The organism is Faecalimonas umbilicata, assembly GCF_042846195.1.
Classification (GTDB): domain Bacteria; phylum Bacillota; class Clostridia; order Lachnospirales; family Lachnospiraceae; genus Faecalimonas; species Faecalimonas umbilicata.
Window position 1 is genome coordinate 2,692,719 of sequence record NZ_AP031411.1, and the last position, 17,286, is coordinate 2,710,004.

Sequence of the window (17,286 nt, forward strand, 5' to 3'; positions counted from 1 at the left end):
ATGTTTTCTCCTCCTCATTACACGGATTATACTATCTGACAGCAAGCTTGTAAATGACACCGATTCGTTTATTGCTTTTTTCAACAAACATCTATATAATAAACCCAAAGGAGACCTATTATGAGTAATCAAAATTATCGCCTGGAAGAGAAAAATTCCAAAAAAATCGATGTCCATCTGCTCTATATCACAGAAGCAAAATATGAGCAGGACTGGCACAGCCTTGCACATACGCATCATTTTACCGAATTGTTTTTTATTACCCACGGAACCGGAAAATTTACAATTGAGAACGAGTGTTTCCCGGTCAAAGAAAATGATCTGATCATTGTCAATCCGAATGTTTCCCACACAGAATCAGGCGGAACCGGCACTCCTCTTGAATACATTGTCCTTGGGATCAACGGACTGCAATTTACGGACAAGGACGAATTTACTAATTATACGATTCATAATTTCTTTCACTACCGCGAGGAGCTCCATTTTTACCTGAAAATGCTGCTCAAAGAGGTGCGGAAAAAAGAAGAAAATTTTGAATCCATCTGCCAGAATCTTCTGGAGCTGATCATCTGGAATATCACTCGTCAGACACAGACAACACTGTCCGTTGCTCCGACTAAGAAGATCACAAGGGAATGTCGGTTCATCGAACAGTATCTGGATGAACATTTCAAAGAAGATATCACACTTCAGACACTCAGTGACCTGACGTATCTGAACAAATATTATCTGGTACATGCATTTAAAAATTATAAAGGAGTTTCCCCGATCAACTACCTGATTGAGAAGCGGATTTCTGAGGCAAAACATCTGCTTGGCACTACCAATTTCCCAATTGCAAAGATTGCTTCCGTCGTCGGTTTTTCCTCTCAATCCTACTTTTCGCAAGTATTTCGAAAAGAAACCGGGCTTTCTCCGAACAAATACCGCAAGAGTATGGACTCACAAAATGAGGCAGGAGGTTTAATATGATGTACAAAGGAACACTTCTGACGGACACCATATCCATCCACGAAGTATTCACCATCCATTATTTTGAATATATGAGCGATTTCTCTTTCGCCGGAGAGTCCCACAATTTCTGGGAGTTTGTCTTCGTTGACAAAGGTGAGATTGATATTTATATGGAAAGTATCCATGCACGTTTAAAAAAAGGGGAGGTCGCCTTTCACAAACCAAATGAATTTCACAGACTACAGGCGACCGGAAGCTCTGCCCCGAACCTTGTCGTTATCTCTTTCGAATGCAGTGATGCAGTGATGCAGTTTTTTGAAGGGAAGATCTTCTCTCTCGATGAAACCGAAAAGATTCTGCTCGGTGAAATCGTCAAAGAGGCGAAGACACTGTTCAACTGTCGGCTGGATGACCCTTATCTTACCGAAATGACAAAATGCGAGCAGCCTCCGTTTGGTGCAGAACAATTTATCCGGATTCATCTGGAGCATTTTTTGCTCCATCTGCTTCGTCGCAAACAGGACAGTCCTTCTTCGACTCCAAAAGTGATCGCCTCCAAAGGCAATTCCGAAGTGTTTAACCGTGTGCTTGCTTATATGGAAAAAAATCTCTGTCTGCACCTGACGATTGAGCAGATCTGCCGCGACAATATGATTGGCCGCTCGCAGCTGCAAAAGATTTTCCAACAGAAGACCGGACTTGGTGTGATTGAATATTTTTCCAATATGAAAATCGATGCTGCAAAGCAAATGATGCGTACAGATTTAATGAATTTCACACAGATTGCCGAGAAACTGGGCTATTCTTCCATCCACTATTTTTCAAGGCAGTTCAAGAAAATCACCGGCATGACACCGTCCGAATATGTCTCGTCTATCAAAGCACTTTCAGAAGTCTAAGCATGAGGCTTTGAGTAAAACTTAGTAAAAATCACAAAACTTCTTATATAGAAAAAAACCTCCGCAGGTCAGCTGTCATATGCTTTCCCCCGGAGGTTTTTTCTATTAAAGATTTTACTAGATTTCGTACCAGATAATTTCATTTGCATCCAGATGAAGATCGAAACTGCTTCCATCTCCTCTGTATACTGTTGTATCCTGTGGCTCATAAGTATTATTTACTACACAGTATTTTCCATTCTTCACATATGCGTGCACTTCCACGTTGAAGTTTGTGCTGAACCATTTGTGAAGGTTTCCTTCGTCATGTGCAGACCAAAGGATGGAACGATACAGAAGACGGCTGTTCTCGAAACTGTATGGAAGCCCGCTGATGTAAACACAACGTCCTGCTCCAAAGTCATTGACTGCCATCTGCACTTCTTTGTCAATCTGTCTTAATACTGTTGTTCCGTCTAGTGCAAAAATATTTTTCTGACCTTCCCCAAAGTCGATGTCCTTTGTGCAGTCTTCTTTGATGAAGTGGTCATGTTCTTCCCAATTGTATTTATCTGTATTTAAGTTAAATCCATTTTCTTTTTCTACACCGAGTGCGCTTGCAAGCTGGAAGTAACGTCCTTCCCACTGATAAGCTGTAGGCTCACCAACACCGATAAATCCACCGCCATTGTAGATAAATCTCTTCACTGCTGTCACGATCTCTTCATCCGCCCATGCAGCTCCACCACTGTGTGCAGTGTAAGCTCCTCCGACATTAATGATAACATCGATATCGTCAAGGATTGCCGGATTCGTCTTAATATCATCAAAGCTGATAAAACGCACATCAAACGGCGCTCCGGAAAGCGTCTCCACAATTCCTGCGTAAGAGTAGTTCTGCTTCTGATATAAAGCATGATGTACCATGTGATTTCCCCATGCTCTCATCTTACCCCAGCTGTTGAGTACTGCAACTGTCTTCACACAATATGGTGTTGTTCCTTTGATATTTTCATATAATGTACGGAATTCTTTACATACACTTTCTACATAATCGATAAATTCCGGAAATTCCAGTGCAAGCTTTAAGTAACCGCCGTATCCGATTCGATCGATCGGTTTTCTAAGGATTGCACGTCTTGCTGTTACCCAGTTCACCTTCGCCTCTTTGACCGGATCTCCGCCTTCGTGGAAAGTATCTGGGAAGAAATATGGGAGGAAACGTCCCTCAGTATATTTCACATTTGGAATATCGCTGATCAGACGGAGTGTAGAACCATTTCCGACACTTCCTACAACTGCATCCAGTCCGATGGATTTGAATTCGTCCATAAACGGCTCCATACCGATCCAGTGGTCTCCTAAGAACATCATTGCTTCTTTTCCCATCTCGTGCGTGATATCCACCATCTCTTTGGCAAGTTTTGCAACTTCTCTTCTCTGAAATGCCTGGAAATCCTTGAATTCTTTTGACGGAATCCGGTACTGATTGTTCATATATCCCTGATCAATAATATACTCTGGTCTGAATTTGTATCCCACTTCCTTCTCGAACTGCTCTAAAATATACGGGCTGACAGATGCAGAATATCCGTACCAGTCTACATATTTTTCTCTTGCCAGTTCATCGAAGATCAGTGTGAACTGATGGAAGAATGTTGTATATCGAATGACATCTACATGTGGATTGTCCTCGATAAATTTGCGGAGACGTTTCATGGAAAATTCTTTTGTCTTAGGCTGACGCACATCAAAAGTAATCTGCTTCTCCACACCTTTCCAGTCATTAACAACTGCGTTGTACATATGTACCGGATCCCACATAATGTATGCAAGGAAGCTTACTGTGTAATCATGGAATGCCTTTGCTCCATGAATCGTCACATCACCAGTCTCTTCACTGTAAGACCAACTATCTGTCGGAACAATTTCCCCTGTAGTACGGTCGATTACTTCCCACCAGCGCTTAATGTCGTCATGAGAATTTACCTTCAGCATATCCGGATATAAATGATCCATCAAATGAATCGAAAGCTCTTCCTCCACTGCTGTATGGAAAGAAGTCATAATATACATCTGCTGAATCTCATCCGGGTTCGCCTTTGCCCACTCATTATCTTTTCTTGTTGTATAGTAAGTAGAATACACTTTTGCATCTACATCTCTTAATCCTTCCGGATAGTCTGTTCCATCACAGTCACGGATCGCATCTGCTCCCCAGCGCTCCAGTAATTCCAGTGTCTCTGGTACAACATCAACATCTGTCGGGATCGTTACCCTTCCTCTTGTGTTTTCATTACCCATAATGTTTCTCCTTTTCTAAAAAATTCGCATTTTTCTAAATCTAGTATAACTTCTTCTCATAAGCAAATCTACGCAAATCTTGTTTACAATATTATAAATATTGCTATATCCTTACATTTTAACAATTTTCTTCTCTTTTCCCATAATCCCCGGTCAAATCTCCACTCCAAAATACTCTCCTGCCAAAATACTTTTAAGTACTACCGCTGTCTTTTCCAGATTCATCCTGGAATTGTCTTTGTTTCCCATCTTTCTTATGGTAGAATAAATTACAGAAACAAGTGCCAAATCCACTGTAAAAATTGGGAGTTTCCAATAAATTTCTATCAATTAAAAAGACAGCCAGTTTTTCAAAAATCTGATCTACAGACTTTTGAAATCCTGACTGTCTTTTCACTCTTTTCCTGAATCACATCGCCGCTAAGCAAGCAATTTACTCGAATAGAAATTCTACAAATGCTTTCGCATGTTCTCGATGTTCCGTGTAAGAAAATACTCCGATATACGCATCTTCATACCCGACGATTCCATATTCCTCTGCGAGTTTACTTTGGTTGGCAAGCATATAATTTTCTCCAACCTCCTCTGCATGTTCTTCGCAAAATTCACTTCCCATTAACTCTTCTACACTTAAAAAAACACCATCCTGATCGTATGTTGCAAATGTTTCTTTATCACAAACAAAAATATCCGCGGTTCTTGCCCCCATTACAACAGATAGCTTCATTGTACTGTTATATGTCGTCTGATTTCCTTCTCCGGTATAGACGGAAGTATCGATCGTGATAATCTGATTCTTGTCTTTGATTTTCAGTGCTTTCCGCAAATCTTGATTTAAATTTTCTGTACTCGGTGCAGAAGAATTGACGATTACCACATTTAATAGCTCTTCTTTCTGCAAGTTCTTGTACCAGTTTACCCCAAACACTCCGAGTGCAATCACTGCCACTGCCACCACAAGTACCCATTTGTAATAAGTGAAGAAATATTCGATTCGCTTCTTCCAGCTCATCGAAGCTACTTTTTCCCTCTCTAACTGCCACTTCTCTTTCCTTGTCAGATCAGACTCATGTTTCTTTTGCATCATTCATTTCCCTGCCTTATCTTATTTCAGAACATAATTCAAAGCAAGTTCGAATGTCTGTTTCATGCCGTCTTTGTGTGTTCTCTCATATCCATGTGAAGCATATACTCCTTGTCCGATCAATGCATATCTTACATCCTTACCAGATCTAAGCGCTGCTCCCGCGTCGGATCCATAAGATGGATAAATATCAACTGCATAATCGATTCCATGTTCCTTTGCCACTTCAATCAGCTCATTTGTCATTTCAAAATGATATGCTCCGGAACTGTCTTTTGCACAGATGGATACTTGTTTTTCCGTACATGCCAGATGATCCCCGACACATCCCATATCCACTGCCAGAAGATCTTCAATCTCCTCTGGGATTCCTGCTGACGCCCCATGTCCAATCTCTTCAAATGTCGTAAAGAACAGCTGTACATTTCTCTTCAGACATCCCGGATGCTCGCTCACATATTTTGCGATTCCAAGAAGAACTCCCGAAGAAGCCTTATCATCCAGAAAACGGCTCTTAATATATCCTTTTTCTGTCACTTGAAATCTTGGTTCTACCGCAAGAAAATCTCCGGCACAAATGCCCAATTTCTCTACGTCTTCCTTGGAAGTGACATCTTCATCAAGAACTACTTCCAGATTTGTAAATTTACGCTCTGCGTTGACATCTGGATTTACATGCACAGAAGCATTCTCAAGCTGGATTGTTCCCTCATACACCGCACCACTTCTTGTAATGACACGCACATTTTCTGTCTCAATATTATTTGGGTTCAATGTCCCATTGGAAATTGCAAGACGTCCATTCCCTTTAATATAATGTACAAATGCGCCTAACGTATCTACATGTGCAAGCATCATCAACGGATTCCCCTCTCCGCCAAGATTTGCAATTACACCGCCTTTTCTCAGCGTACGAACTTCAAAACCCATCGCCTGTATTGTATCTACAAGATATTTCTGTACATTGTAATGATAACCTGTCGGGCTGTCGATCCCGATCACTTTCTCAGTCTGTTCCACGATGTATTCGTGATATTCATGATTCTGATGTGCCATAATAAAATCCCTCCATTATTTTTACAATACAAGTATTATAACAAATGGGAAGAGCATTGACTAGAGTTGTTTGAAAATATCCTTCTATTCATTTTTACTCCCTCTATATGCTGGCAGACAAAAAAATATTCCAAACATTTAGAAACGCAGCTTTCTGTTCTACGCTTCCAAATTATTCGGAATATCTTTTTTATTTTTTTATATGACTTGCAACCATCATCGCAATCTTAAATGTAAGTGCATCATCAAACACACGCACATCCAGCCCTGTCGATTTCTGAATCTTTTCCAAACGGTACACAAGTGTATTTCTGTGAATATATAATTGCCTTGCGGTCTCCGATACGTTCAGATTATTATCAAAGAACTTATACACGGTAACCAAAGTCTCCTCATCAAACTGCTCAAAAGCGTCTCCGTTAAATACTTCCTGCAGAAACATCTCGCACAGTGAGACCGGAAGCTGGTGGATCAGCCTCCCAATTCCAAGCTCATTGTATGCCAGTATCGTCCGTTCACTGTAAAAAATTCTTCCCACATCCAGCGCCATCGCAGCCTCTTTATAAGACTTAGAAACATCTTTTAACTCTTCCACCACAGTTCCATAGGCAACACGCACTTTCATCATCGCCTCAGCGCTCAATGTATCAGTGATTGTCTTTGCAATATCATTGATGTCCTTATACCCGTCTGTCACCTCGAGATGTTTGATAAAAATAATATGCCCTTCATCCACCGCCGTAATGAAATCCTTTGTTCCCGTCGCATAGAGCCCGCGCATTGTCTCCATAACAATGCTGTCTCCTTCTTTTTTAGGCTCAATCAGAAAAACAACTCTCCGTGCTTCAATTGCGATTCCGAGCTTCTTTGCCCTATTATAAATATCTACCAGAAGAAAATTGTCAAGAAGAAGATTTTGCAGAAAATTATTCTTATCCATCCGTTCATGGTAAGCCATGATCAAATTTCTAATCTGACTTACACACAACCGGCCGATCACCTTTATGTCATCCCAAACTCCATGGATCATCAGAACATATTCCAATTCATTCATATGGTTCAAGATTGGAAAAAATGCTGCCTTCTCCTCAACCGCCTCTGAGAGTTCTTCCGCGTCTTCCTCCATCTGCTCTTTCCATTTGGAAAGATAGATTTTGACCTGCTCCTTGGCGCTCTCATCTGCCCCTGACGTTTTCACAGCAATCATTCCTTCTGCATTCCATAAAGATATTTCTGCTGCCACAATTTCTTTCATCTCATTGATCGTTCTCTGTAATATCTGTCTTGATAACAACTTGCCACTTCCTCTGTCGTTTCCTAATTATAATCTCTTTAATAATTCTTCACGTTCTTTTTCAAACCCAGGTTTTCCAAGAAGCGCAAACATGTTTTTCTTATAGCTTTCTACGCCCGGTTGGTCAAATGGATTCACTCCTAATAAATATCCGCTCACACCGCAGGCAAATTCAAAGAAATAGAATAACTGTCCGAGATAAAATTCATTCTGCTCCGGAATATGTACCATCAAGTTTGGAACATTTCCATCTGTATGAGCAAGAATTGTTCCATTCATCGCACTCTTATTGATAAAGTCCACAGACTTTCCTGCCAAATAATTTAATCCGTCAAGATCCACCGGCTCTTCGTTGATTAAAATCTCTTCTTTTGCAGTTTCCACATCTAAAACGGTCTCAAATAAAATTCGGCTTCCATCCTGAATGAACTGTCCCATAGAATGTAAGTCTGTTGTCAGGTCTACTGCTGCCGGGAAAATTCCTTTTTGGTCTTTTCCTTCGCTCTCCCCGTAAAGTTGTTTCCACCACTCTGAAACATAGTGAAGGCTTGGCTCATAATTTGCTACGATTTCAACTGCTTTTCCTTTACGAAGTAAAATATTACGGATTGCCGCATACTGTAACGCACTGTTTTCTGAGAACTCCGCTTCCAGAGCCTCTTTTCTTGCTGCCTGTGCACCTTCCATCAGCTTTTCAATATCAGCTCCACTAACTGCAATCGGAAGAAGACCTACTGCTGTCAGAACAGAGAAACGTCCTCCAACATCATCCGGAACAACAAATGTCTCATATCCTTCTTCTGTTGCAAGGTTCTTTAAGGCTCCTCTCGCCTTATCTGTAGTTGCATAGATTCTCTTTCCTGCCTCTTCTTTTCCGTATTTCTTCTCAAGTAATTCCTTGAATACTCTAAATGCGATTGCCGGCTCTGTCGTTGTTCCTGATTTTGAAATCATATTGATCGAAAAATCTCTGTCTCCGATCACATCGATCAGATGTCTGATATAAGTACTGCTGATGCTGTTTCCGACATAATAAATCTCAGGTGTTTTGCGCATTTCCTTGGAAATTACATTATAAAAGCTGTGCCCTAAAAATTCATTTGCAGCTCTTGCTCCAAGATAAGAACCACCGATTCCGATCACAAGAAGTACTTCTGAATCGCTCTGAATCTTTGCTGCCGCCTTTTGAATGCGCGCAAATTCTTCTTTATCATAATCTACCGGAAGATCGATCCAACCAAGAAAATCATTTCCTGCCCCTGATTTGGACACTAATTTTTCTCTTGCAGCTACTGCCAGTTCACTCATATACTCTACTTCATGCGCATTGATAAATTTGCTCGCTTTTGAATAGTCAAATCTTACTTTATTTGCCATCGTTATCCTCTCCTTCTAAATATGCCTCATAATCATATTTATTTTATCAAATGGTCCTCTGTTTATCAAGCCAAAAACTCCTCTAAGATATCCCGGATCATTGCCTCCCGTTTCAGGTCATTTTCCATTTTATCCATAACTTCCTCAGATTTTCTCTCTTCCTGCTGTGCTTCCGCAAATAATTCTTTCTCTTTTCCACCTCTGTTCTCCCGCATTTCCATTTGAGCTTGATCCACAGTCTGTTCTCCAGTCTTTGCCTGCACCAGATTCTCCTGCCGATCCCACTCCTCCGATGGGTTACCGTCTACCTGCTGAGCGGACTGCACTTCTTCCTTGTCTCCCCGCATTTCCTGCCTCGCTGCTTTTTGATACCGGTGTGCACATACATTTTGAAGATAATCCACCATGTAGACATGAAGCATTTCCACTTTATATTTTTCATCCGTTGCCTGACAAATCAAAAACAGAAGTACCATTTCAATCGCTCCAAACGCACCATACCGAAATGCCTGCTCTCCCATTCCATAAATACTGTAACTAAGCAATGCCCCTATGAGCCCCAAAATCCCAACAAATCTCATCGACTGCCGCTCCAGCTGCTGCCATGTATGCAGCCGCAAACCTACAGACCGATATTCATGAATAAATTTTTCTACAAATGCACCTACATTGTCCACCTTGTCACTGACCATACATGCATGTTCAAATTTTGCACGAACAAGCTTCATAAAACGATGACTGCTCTTTGACATATTTTCCGCAGCCTTCACCAAACTCCGAAGTGTCCCTTCCGAAACCAGTTTACTGAGTATCCCAATTCCTCCGATCACCCCCATTAGATAAAAAATCATCTGTGTGTCTAACATTGTCTTGAACATAAAAGAGTCCCTCCTTCTTCTTTCTTCTCATTACTGATTCTGCGTTCATTATAGACCAGGAATGTCCGAAGAAAAAGAGGAGCGACTCTTGAATCGTTCATCAAAATTCGACAGAATCGTTTTTCTTTTCCCATTCTGCCTTTTGCTTTTTTCTTATAAACGTGGAAGCAGATTCTGTACAAGCCTTACAGAATGCTCGATTGCCTTCTGCTCAAATGCCGGATAGTCCATTTCCGCACTGTTGTCGGCTTTGTCCGAAATTGCTCGAAGAATGACACACGGAATTTTGTTCAAATATGCCGCATGCGCGATGGACGCACCTTCCATTTCCACACAATCTGCGCCAAATCGCTCAATAATCCTCTGCTTTACTTCCGATTCTGCGATAAACTGATCTCCACTGGCGATTCGCCCTGTAAATGTATGAATATCTGGATTTGCCTCTTCATTTGCTTCTTTCGCAAGCTTTGCAAGTCTTTCATCTGCCGGAAATGCCAGGACATCCATGTTTGGAACCTGACCGACCGGATCCCCAAATGTGGATGCATCCACATCATGTTGTACCGCATCTTTGGAAATCACAATATCACCAATATCAATAGCTGCATTTAAAGATCCTGCAATTCCCGTATTGATCAAAAGATCTACTCCAAATCTATCTACAAGAATCTGTGCACAGATTGCTGCATTTACCTTCCCGATTCCACTCCGCACAACAACAACTTCCTTACCACAAAGCATTCCTTTGCAGAAAGTCATAGAAGCCTTCTCCACCACTTCACTAATCTCCATCTGCTCTTTCAGAATTGCTACTTCCTTTTCCATCGCACCGATAATTCCTATGATCATCTCTTTTCCTCCTGTTTGTATCATTTTGTTTCTCAATTATAGCAAAGATTTGCTCCAATACCTAGTGTCCTGGCACATTTATTTTCAGATGGGCATGTTATCTGGCGCAAATCCTTCAACAGACTGGTATTTTTTTTCCCCTTTTGCTATAATAAAAAAGAAATATTGAATCTAAATGAAAGTGAGGTGCTATTATGGAATACAAAACACACGGTGTCTGTGCCAGAGAAATTAAATTTGACTTAGACGGAGATACTGTCAAATCCGTAGAATTTGTTGGAGGCTGCTCCGGCAATACACAGGGAGTTGCCCGTCTCGTAGAAGGTATGAAGGTAGACGATGCCATCGCACGTATGGAAGGAATCCGCTGTGGTGCAAAATCTACATCCTGTCCAGACCAGCTTGCACAAGCATTAAAAGAAGCTACTGGAAAATAAAAAACAACAGAGACAAACATACAATCTTTCAAGTCTTCATGCAGTTTGTCTCTTTCTACTTTTACTCATTTTACAAAGGGACCATCTCAGTCTCTGCGTCCCAATATGTAGTATTTACCTTATTATTTTGGTTTTTTAGTGTGGCGTTTTCTATTGGAAAATGACAGGTTTTTGCAGGTATGAAAATCATTCCCCAAACATACCGGATGCAGAGACTGAGATAGTCCCTTTGCCTTAACTCTATTCAGTTTTCTTATGACAAGTTTGTAATTCCTTTGTGGATATGTAGATCCATAAATCAACTAGTTACAAATTAGCCCATCCAAATTCCATTTGTGAAAGAATTTGCTATATCTGTGTTGGCAGAATGGATTCCTCTGGCGCGGTAATAATAACCTCTTGGAACATTTAAAACTTTACTTGTGCTTGCAATCGCCGTATTATAAGCAGTTTCTCTCCATGTATAAACTTGTGACCAGGATCCGTTATTATATTGCTCTACAATTACAGCAACTTGAACTTTATCCACAATTCTCTGTGCGGTTGTATCTCCTCCTGCTGCAACAGTTCCTTTCCCCGCATTTCTTATTGTTGTTGTTCCTTCCATAAGATACTGACCTCTTGCATGCTCGCTTGTACTTCCCTCTGCCATTATATCTTCAGTTAGCTTTGAACTAGCCTGTACATCAGTGGCATTTATCAAATTCATACTTACGAGAATAGAAACTGCTGTAAAAAACATTAATACTTTCTTTTTCATCTTTATTTCCTCCTCTATTTAAGTAAACAGATGAGTCCCAAAAAACTTACGCATTTTTAAGAAAAAAATAAATTTTCTACAATTTTTTCCATTTCTTCTCTATTTATTATCCCTCTTAAACGATATAATACGTCTTGTCTTTCAAAAGTAACACTATACATACTTTGTTCTATACTCTCAACTTGAAACTCTCTAATGCTAATTTCCACTCCATCTTTTTCCTTCTTATAAGATTGTAGCAAATTATCTTCTGTTGAAATACTTCTAGCTACATCACTATACTGATAACAAATTTCATATTCCAATATCTGTTCCTGATATAAATACAATAATTTTGCAGTCCCCAATTCTTTTTCTATAACACATCTATCAAACTCCATCCCCGCAGGCATATACTGTAACTGCACAGGCTCAATTCCTAATTCTTCTTTAATCTGTTCGTATGCTTCTTTCTCGCTCACATCTGTTGTCAGAATTCTATCTTCACCTTCTGTATCAACGGTCACTGTATTCTCATTCCCCAGCACCAGATCCGCAACTTTCAACCAGTATGGTCTGCCACCAAGACTTGTCATGCCAATCCCCAATACCAAAACCATCGTTGCGGCAACAACAAACACTGCCCTTTTTTTTCTTGGAAAATGGAATCTTTTTCTCGCTTTCTTTGCTTTCTTCTTTTCCTCGGCCGCTCTCCACCTGAAGTAAGATTCCCGATCTTCTTTAGAAAGTTTTTCACAAAACTCTTCTATACTGATCCCAATCTCCTCTGACTCTTCACTAGGAGCATCTGTCCGATTCTTTTCATATTCTTTTATGCTTTTTGCCAATGCTTCCCGCAATGTGTCTGGCGCCTGAACCTCTTTTAAAGATTCATTTGAAAGAACTTCCTTTTCTATTTGTTCTGCCTCTTTTTCCATCTGCTTCTTCAAAAACTGCTTGAATTTTTCTTCCATCTGCCACCTCTCTTTCTCTCAAAAGGAATTTTATTTTTTTATCTCATTTATATACGGCAATAGAATTTTTTACATGCACTCCTCTTTTCTCAACCTTCACTATTTTGTTTTTTCTTGACATTTTCTCAAATCTGTTTAATATGATTCTTAGATATAGAAAAGATTCGGAGGAACATCATGAAACGTATTATTCTTACCGGCGGAGGAACTGCCGGACATGTAACACCTAATATTGCCCTTCTTCCCCGTTTAAAGGAACTCGGGTATGATATTCAATACATCGGCTCTTATAATGGTATGGAAAAAGGGCTGATCGAACCGCTTGGCATCCCATATCATGGAATTTCATCAGGAAAGCTCCGCAGATATTTCAGTTTGCAGAACTTTACAGACCCATTCCGTGTATTAAAAGGATTTGGCGAAGCAAAAAAACTGATCAAAGAACTACAGCCAGATGTCATTTTTTCCAAAGGCGGCTTTGTAACCGTTCCGGTTGTAATGGCTGGGAAAAAATGTAAAGTCCCAACGATCATTCATGAATCTGATATGACCCCGGGACTTGCAAATAAAATTTCGATTCCTGCCGCCACAAAAATCTGCTGTAACTTTCCGGAGACATTAGAACACCTGCCAAAAGAAAAAGCGGTCTTCACCGGCTCTCCGATCCGACAGGAACTCCTCACGGGAAATGCTGATGCCGCATTAAAATTCTGTGGCCTTTCCGCAGGGAAACCAGTCATTCTAATCATTGGAGGAAGCCTCGGCTCCGTTGTCGTCAACAATGCAGTCCGCGAGATTTTGCCTGATCTTCTCAAAGATTTTCATGTGATCCACCTCTGTGGAAAAGGCAAGGTAGACGATTCTCTCAAGTCCTTGGAAGGATATGTTCAGTTTGAATATATTAAATCCGAATTGAAAGATTTGTTTGCCCTGGCTGATGTAGTGATTTCTCGTGCGGGCGCCAATGCCATCTGTGAACTGCTCGCTCTGCATAAACCGAATCTCCTGATTCCACTTTCTGCAAATGCAAGTCGCGGAGACCAGATTTTGAACGCTCGCTCTTTTGAACGGCAAGGATTCAGCAAAGTTCTCGAGGAAGAGGAATTAAATAAATCCACCTTACTTGATTCTTTGCAGACATTGTTCCGCGACAAGAAATCTTATATCAAAGCGATGCAGCAATCCAATCAACAAAATTCCATTGACACAATTATTGAACTGATTGAATCCGTGTGCAAATAGTCGGATGCTTTCTAAAACGTCAGGGGCTGTCACAAAATATTTTCGTGACAGTCTCTTTTTAGATCAGCTTTTCAAATTCCTCTCTATAATTCTTTGTAATCCACTTTCTTGCTCGGTAAAGCATCTGATACAGAGCATTTAGCTCTATTCTCATTTTCACTGCAATGTCTTCCTGCGGTACTTCATAAATATACGCCAGCACCACTGCCTGCCACCATCTCGGATTTTTCTGATATAGCTGAGTAAAAATTTCTTTCCGTAACAATGTATGCTTTTCTTCTTTTGTTTTTATAAACACATTCTCTTCTGTACTGCGGGCAGCTTCCCTCATATCACATAATTCTACGATATTCTCGTCTGTAAGCTCCCATTTTACCTTCTCCTTATAGTTCAACACATAATTTTTTGCAGTTGTAATCAGCCAGGACTTTATATTTCCTCTTTTTATTTGTTCAAACTGAATATATAACTGCATAAATGTATATTGAGAAGCTTCTTCTGCCACATAGTGATCTCCGGAGTAATTCAACGCTGTTTTGAAAACGAGATTTACATACTTGTCATATGCCGTATTAAAATCTATATTCTCACTTAATTTCTGACTCACTCAGGTACCCCGTTCTATCTTACTGTTCATTCAACTTTGATAAAATTTCCAATTTATCTTCCTCTGTAAGTGTTCCGACATTCCATCCCAGCCCGACATTGTCGTTTTTATATCTTGGAATCAGATGCATATGAAAATGAAAAACAGTTTGTCCTGCCAATTCTCCATTATTCTGCACAATATTATATCCCTCACATCCAAGTACTTCTGTCAGCTTTGTGATCATTCTTTTTGCAAGAACGAGCGCCTTGGCCGCGATCTCATCATCAAGATGATACAAATCTTTATAATGCTCCTTTGGCAAAATCAAAGCATGTCCTTTAGATGCCGGTCCAAGGTCTAAAATAACCCTGAAGTCCTCATCTTCATAAAGTGTTGCCGATGGAATCTCTCCATTTGCTATTTTACAAAAAATACATTTTTCATCTCTCATTATTTTTCCTTCTTTCGTTTTTTCTATGTCATTCCTGTCTGACTTTTCCGACCTCTTTCTGTCGAACTTTGTCGTCGGAATATAGTTGAATCCATGTGACTACAATGTTACACTCGTCTCAGAGAGGTGATTTGTATGCTTAATACAACAGATTCACAAAAGCTAAAGGTTCTTGCAAAACAAAATCCTGAAATACAGATCTTGATTGAAAAACTCATGAAAGAATATGAGTTTATCCTTTCCAAAATGTCGCACGAAATCCGTAACCCACTGACACTTGTGTACAGTTCTCTTCAATTAATGGAGGCGCAACATCCACAACTTACAAAAATCCAGCACTGGTCAGATACACTTGAGGATGTCAAATATATCTGTGGACTCTTGGACGAACTTTCCTCCTATAATCACGGCGAACATTTGAACCTGTCTGTCTTTCCATTTTCGGTATTTCTCAGACACATCGCACTGTCCTTTGCACTTTCTCTTGAACAGACGAACATCCAATTTTGTTCTGAAATCGCAGACAATCTTCCGGATCTGATCGGAGACCAGCGAAAGCTTCAGGAAGTACTTTTAAATCTTCTTCAGAATGCCAAAGATGCCATCACAGAAAATGGCCTTATAAGACTAAAGGCCTTTTGCAATGACCATCACGTGATTGTCGAAATCACGGATGACGGATGCGGTCTTACTTCCGAACAGATTCCTACCATTTTTTCTCCATTTACCTCCTATAAGACAAATGGAACCGGACTTGGACTCGCAATCTGCAAACGGATCATTGACTCCCACCGCGGTACTCTGACCGTCTCCTCAAAGCCGGGATCGGGGGCTACCTTTACAGTTTCGCTTCCTCTTTAAGCTGACTGTCCCTGCCATTTGGATATTTCTTCTTATGATACAATATAGCTGCCAGCAAAATTCCGCTGATAACTCCACCAATATGAGCCGAATTATCCACACCTTTACTTGTAAAGCCTAAGTAGAGACTACATAGAACCATAAATGCAAGTCCTCTGCTGCTGATGTTTCCAATTCGTCCTCTGTTTCGAAGCGCTACATAGAATAATGCCCCAATCACCCCAAAGATTGCCCCTGACGCCCCTGCAGAAATAGCATATTCCCCTGTCTGTATGTCCATCCACGCAGACAGCAGATTCCCCATAAGTCCACTTAACAGATAGACTGCCAGGTATTTCCATTTTCCGATTTCTAATTCCAGATTCCATCCGATCACACCCAATATGAACATATTGTTCATCAAATGCTCAAATCCAAAGTGTAGAAACATACTTGTAAACAGGCGATAATATTCCCCCTCCTCAAGCATGCTGGGTACATACATTGCCCCGTGATGAAACATGAAAATTCCATCTTCTGTCATTCCTTGAAAGGAAAGGACAAGAAATATTGTGATATTGATCACGATCATTGCTATTGTACAGACTGCTTTCTTTTCCTGTTTCACGCTTTACCACCATTTCATTTTATAAAGTCACATTAATTATTAGTATTAAGCAAAAATAGGTATGTGTCAAGAACCTTTCCGGATTCTTTCCTAAGGACCATATATTCCAGCGGCTCCATCACAGCACCCCACATTCAGTTTCTTTTTTATTTTGCGTACAAAAAGAGTGAGCACATCAACCATAAACTGCTCACTCTTGTAACTATTCTTAAAATTATGCCAATGCAACAATTACTTCCACTTCACAGAGAACATTCTTTGGAAGTGTCTTCACTGCAACACAGGAACGAGCCGGTTTGCCTGTGAAATATTTTCCGTAAACTTCATTAAACGCTGCAAAATCAGACATATCAGCAAGAAAACAAGTTGTCTTCATAACATCTGTATAGTTTGCTCCTGCCTCTTCCAGAACAGCACCGATATTTTTCATTACCTGCTCTGCCTGTTCTTGAATTGTTGTTCCTGCAATTTCACCTGTAGCAGGATCAATTGGAATCTGTCCTGAAGAAATCATCAGATTTCCAAATACCATTGCCTGAGAATATGGTCCGATTGCTGCCGGAGCCTTTTCTGTACTGATTACTTTTAACATAGTTAAACCCTCCTTCATTTCGTAGAACTTATTTTCTAATTTTCATAATACCACTTAAGGAATGATTTCTCAACAAAAAATATCCATTTTGCAGTAGCATCCGCCTTGAATCTCCCTTCT

Annotated in this window: 19 protein-coding genes; 5 read left to right on the plus strand and 14 right to left on the minus strand. The window is 40.3% G+C overall.

Translation table 11 applies throughout. From position 1 onward, the window contains the following. The first annotated feature begins 120 nt into the window (after positions 1 to 120). On the plus strand, positions 121 to 972 hold the full coding sequence (locus tag ACGG81_RS12950) for a helix-turn-helix domain-containing protein (protein WP_390108716.1): 852 nt from the start codon (positions 121 to 123) through the stop codon (positions 970 to 972). After that, on the plus strand, positions 969 to 1,853 hold the full coding sequence (locus tag ACGG81_RS12955) for an AraC family transcriptional regulator (RefSeq protein ID WP_016439512.1): 885 nt from the start codon (positions 969 to 971) through the stop codon (positions 1,851 to 1,853). The genes ACGG81_RS12950 and ACGG81_RS12955 overlap by 4 nt, the downstream gene beginning before the upstream one ends. Positions 1,854 to 1,970: 117 nt before the next feature. Here ACGG81_RS12955 and gnpA read toward each other — a convergent pair whose 3' ends face one another. The 8 genes from gnpA to ACGG81_RS12995 all read right to left on the minus strand — a co-directional run bounded on the left by gnpA (position 1,971) and on the right by ACGG81_RS12995 (position 10,674). Further along, positions 1,971 to 4,136 carry a 1,3-beta-galactosyl-N-acetylhexosamine phosphorylase gene (gnpA, locus tag ACGG81_RS12960; protein ID WP_009263394.1) on the minus strand — a complete coding sequence of 722 codons (2,166 nt, stop codon included), beginning with the start codon at positions 4,134 to 4,136 and terminating at the stop codon, positions 1,971 to 1,973. 193 nt (positions 4,137 to 4,329) lie between these two features. Further along, positions 4,330 to 4,533 (minus strand): hypothetical protein, encoded by a 204-nt coding sequence (locus tag ACGG81_RS12965; protein ID WP_390108720.1) that lies wholly within the window; start codon positions 4,531 to 4,533, stop codon positions 4,330 to 4,332. A gap of 36 nt (positions 4,534 to 4,569) precedes the next feature. Then, positions 4,570 to 5,223: a hypothetical protein gene (locus tag ACGG81_RS12970; RefSeq protein WP_008977130.1), complete on the minus strand. Its 654-nt coding sequence runs from the start codon at positions 5,221 to 5,223 to the stop codon at positions 4,570 to 4,572. Positions 5,224 to 5,241: 18 nt separating this feature from the next. Further along, positions 5,242 to 6,276 (minus strand): M42 family metallopeptidase, encoded by a 1,035-nt coding sequence (locus tag ACGG81_RS12975; RefSeq protein WP_008977131.1) that lies wholly within the window; start codon positions 6,274 to 6,276, stop codon positions 5,242 to 5,244. Positions 6,277 to 6,466: 190 nt separating this feature from the next. Beyond that, entirely contained in the window at positions 6,467 to 7,570 is a 1,104-nt protein-coding gene (locus tag ACGG81_RS12980) for a PucR family transcriptional regulator (protein ID WP_009263396.1), read from the minus strand. A gap of 27 nt (positions 7,571 to 7,597) precedes the next feature. Next, entirely contained in the window at positions 7,598 to 8,947 is a 1,350-nt protein-coding gene (locus ACGG81_RS12985) for a glucose-6-phosphate isomerase (protein WP_008977139.1), read from the minus strand. A 65-nt stretch (positions 8,948 to 9,012) separates the two neighbouring features. Continuing rightward, positions 9,013 to 9,825 (minus strand): hypothetical protein, encoded by an 813-nt coding sequence (locus tag ACGG81_RS12990; protein ID WP_270196176.1) that lies wholly within the window; start codon positions 9,823 to 9,825, stop codon positions 9,013 to 9,015. A gap of 153 nt (positions 9,826 to 9,978) precedes the next feature. Next, the gene (locus ACGG81_RS12995; RefSeq protein WP_008977141.1) at positions 9,979 to 10,674 is read right to left on the minus strand and encodes a 5'-methylthioadenosine/adenosylhomocysteine nucleosidase; all 696 of its coding nucleotides are present in this window, start codon (positions 10,672 to 10,674) and stop codon (positions 9,979 to 9,981) included. Between the two features lie 194 nt (positions 10,675 to 10,868). Here ACGG81_RS12995 and ACGG81_RS13000 point away from each other — a divergent pair, with 194 nt between their 5' ends. After that, a complete protein-coding gene (locus ACGG81_RS13000) occupies positions 10,869 to 11,111 on the plus strand; it encodes a TIGR03905 family TSCPD domain-containing protein (RefSeq protein WP_336305054.1) in 243 nt (80 codons plus the stop codon). A 313-nt stretch (positions 11,112 to 11,424) separates the two neighbouring features. Here the strand turns inward: ACGG81_RS13000 and ACGG81_RS13005 are convergent, their stop codons facing one another. Beyond that, the gene (locus ACGG81_RS13005) at positions 11,425 to 11,871 is read right to left on the minus strand and encodes a DUF6147 family protein (RefSeq protein WP_117578441.1); all 447 of its coding nucleotides are present in this window, start codon (positions 11,869 to 11,871) and stop codon (positions 11,425 to 11,427) included. Positions 11,872 to 11,927: 56 nt separating this feature from the next. Beyond that, the gene (locus ACGG81_RS13010; RefSeq protein ID WP_117578443.1) at positions 11,928 to 12,824 is read right to left on the minus strand and encodes a DUF4367 domain-containing protein; all 897 of its coding nucleotides are present in this window, start codon (positions 12,822 to 12,824) and stop codon (positions 11,928 to 11,930) included. Between the two features lie 177 nt (positions 12,825 to 13,001). On the opposite strand from ACGG81_RS13010, the gene ACGG81_RS13015 reads away from it, so the two are divergent. Next, on the plus strand, positions 13,002 to 14,066 hold the full coding sequence (locus ACGG81_RS13015; protein WP_120090939.1) for an undecaprenyldiphospho-muramoylpentapeptide beta-N-acetylglucosaminyltransferase: 1,065 nt from the start codon (positions 13,002 to 13,004) through the stop codon (positions 14,064 to 14,066). Between the two features lie 58 nt (positions 14,067 to 14,124). Here ACGG81_RS13015 and ACGG81_RS13020 read toward each other — a convergent pair whose 3' ends face one another. Both ACGG81_RS13020 and ACGG81_RS13025 read right to left on the minus strand, forming a co-directional pair. Next, complete coding sequence (locus ACGG81_RS13020) at positions 14,125 to 14,673, minus strand: RNA polymerase sigma factor (protein WP_009263403.1); 549 nt, start codon at positions 14,671 to 14,673, stop codon at positions 14,125 to 14,127. A 19-nt stretch (positions 14,674 to 14,692) separates the two neighbouring features. After that, positions 14,693 to 15,106, minus strand: coding sequence for an HIT family protein (locus tag ACGG81_RS13025; protein ID WP_016439504.1), 414 nt, complete (start codon positions 15,104 to 15,106; stop codon positions 14,693 to 14,695). A 135-nt stretch (positions 15,107 to 15,241) separates the two neighbouring features. On the opposite strand from ACGG81_RS13025, the gene ACGG81_RS13030 reads away from it, so the two are divergent. Beyond that, positions 15,242 to 15,967: a sensor histidine kinase gene (locus ACGG81_RS13030; protein WP_008977148.1), complete on the plus strand. Its 726-nt coding sequence runs from the start codon at positions 15,242 to 15,244 to the stop codon at positions 15,965 to 15,967. Here ACGG81_RS13030 and ACGG81_RS13035 read toward each other — a convergent pair. Together ACGG81_RS13035 and ACGG81_RS13040 are read right to left on the minus strand one after the other, a co-directional pair. Next, positions 15,945 to 16,574 (minus strand): rhomboid family intramembrane serine protease, encoded by a 630-nt coding sequence (locus tag ACGG81_RS13035; protein ID WP_008977149.1) that lies wholly within the window; start codon positions 16,572 to 16,574, stop codon positions 15,945 to 15,947. The two genes, ACGG81_RS13030 and ACGG81_RS13035, sit on opposite strands and share 23 nt — an antisense overlap. Before the next feature lie 214 nt (positions 16,575 to 16,788). Beyond that, positions 16,789 to 17,166 carry a RidA family protein gene (locus ACGG81_RS13040; RefSeq protein ID WP_008977150.1) on the minus strand — a complete coding sequence of 126 codons (378 nt, stop codon included), beginning with the start codon at positions 17,164 to 17,166 and terminating at the stop codon, positions 16,789 to 16,791. Positions 17,167 to 17,286: the final 120 nt, after the last annotated feature.

Coding starts and splice junctions, on each gene's coding strand:
- ACGG81_RS12955 (WP_016439512.1), top strand. CDS start 969: ATGATGTACAAAGGAACACTTCTGACGGACACCATATCCATCCACGAA.
- ACGG81_RS12950 (WP_390108716.1), top strand. CDS start 121: ATGAGTAATCAAAATTATCGCCTGGAAGAGAAAAATTCCAAAAAAATC.
- ACGG81_RS13010 (WP_117578443.1), bottom strand. CDS start 12,824: ATGGAAGAAAAATTCAAGCAGTTTTTGAAGAAGCAGATGGAAAAAGAG.
- ACGG81_RS13015 (WP_120090939.1), top strand. CDS start 13,002: ATGAAACGTATTATTCTTACCGGCGGAGGAACTGCCGGACATGTAACA.
- ACGG81_RS13005 (WP_117578441.1), bottom strand. CDS start 11,871: ATGAAAAAGAAAGTATTAATGTTTTTTACAGCAGTTTCTATTCTCGTA.
- ACGG81_RS12995 (WP_008977141.1), bottom strand. CDS start 10,674: ATGATCATAGGAATTATCGGTGCGATGGAAAAGGAAGTAGCAATTCTG.
- ACGG81_RS12975 (WP_008977131.1), bottom strand. CDS start 6,276: ATGGCACATCAGAATCATGAATATCACGAATACATCGTGGAACAGACT.
- ACGG81_RS12985 (WP_008977139.1), bottom strand. CDS start 8,947: ATGGCAAATAAAGTAAGATTTGACTATTCAAAAGCGAGCAAATTTATC.
- ACGG81_RS12990 (WP_270196176.1), bottom strand. CDS start 9,825: ATGTTCAAGACAATGTTAGACACACAGATGATTTTTTATCTAATGGGG.
- ACGG81_RS13025 (WP_016439504.1), bottom strand. CDS start 15,106: ATGAGAGATGAAAAATGTATTTTTTGTAAAATAGCAAATGGAGAGATT.
- ACGG81_RS13030 (WP_008977148.1), top strand. CDS start 15,242: ATGCTTAATACAACAGATTCACAAAAGCTAAAGGTTCTTGCAAAACAA.
- ACGG81_RS13040 (WP_008977150.1), bottom strand. CDS start 17,166: ATGTTAAAAGTAATCAGTACAGAAAAGGCTCCGGCAGCAATCGGACCA.
- ACGG81_RS13000 (WP_336305054.1), top strand. CDS start 10,869: ATGGAATACAAAACACACGGTGTCTGTGCCAGAGAAATTAAATTTGAC.
- ACGG81_RS12970 (WP_008977130.1), bottom strand. CDS start 5,223: ATGATGCAAAAGAAACATGAGTCTGATCTGACAAGGAAAGAGAAGTGG.
- gnpA (WP_009263394.1), bottom strand. CDS start 4,136: ATGGGTAATGAAAACACAAGAGGAAGGGTAACGATCCCGACAGATGTT.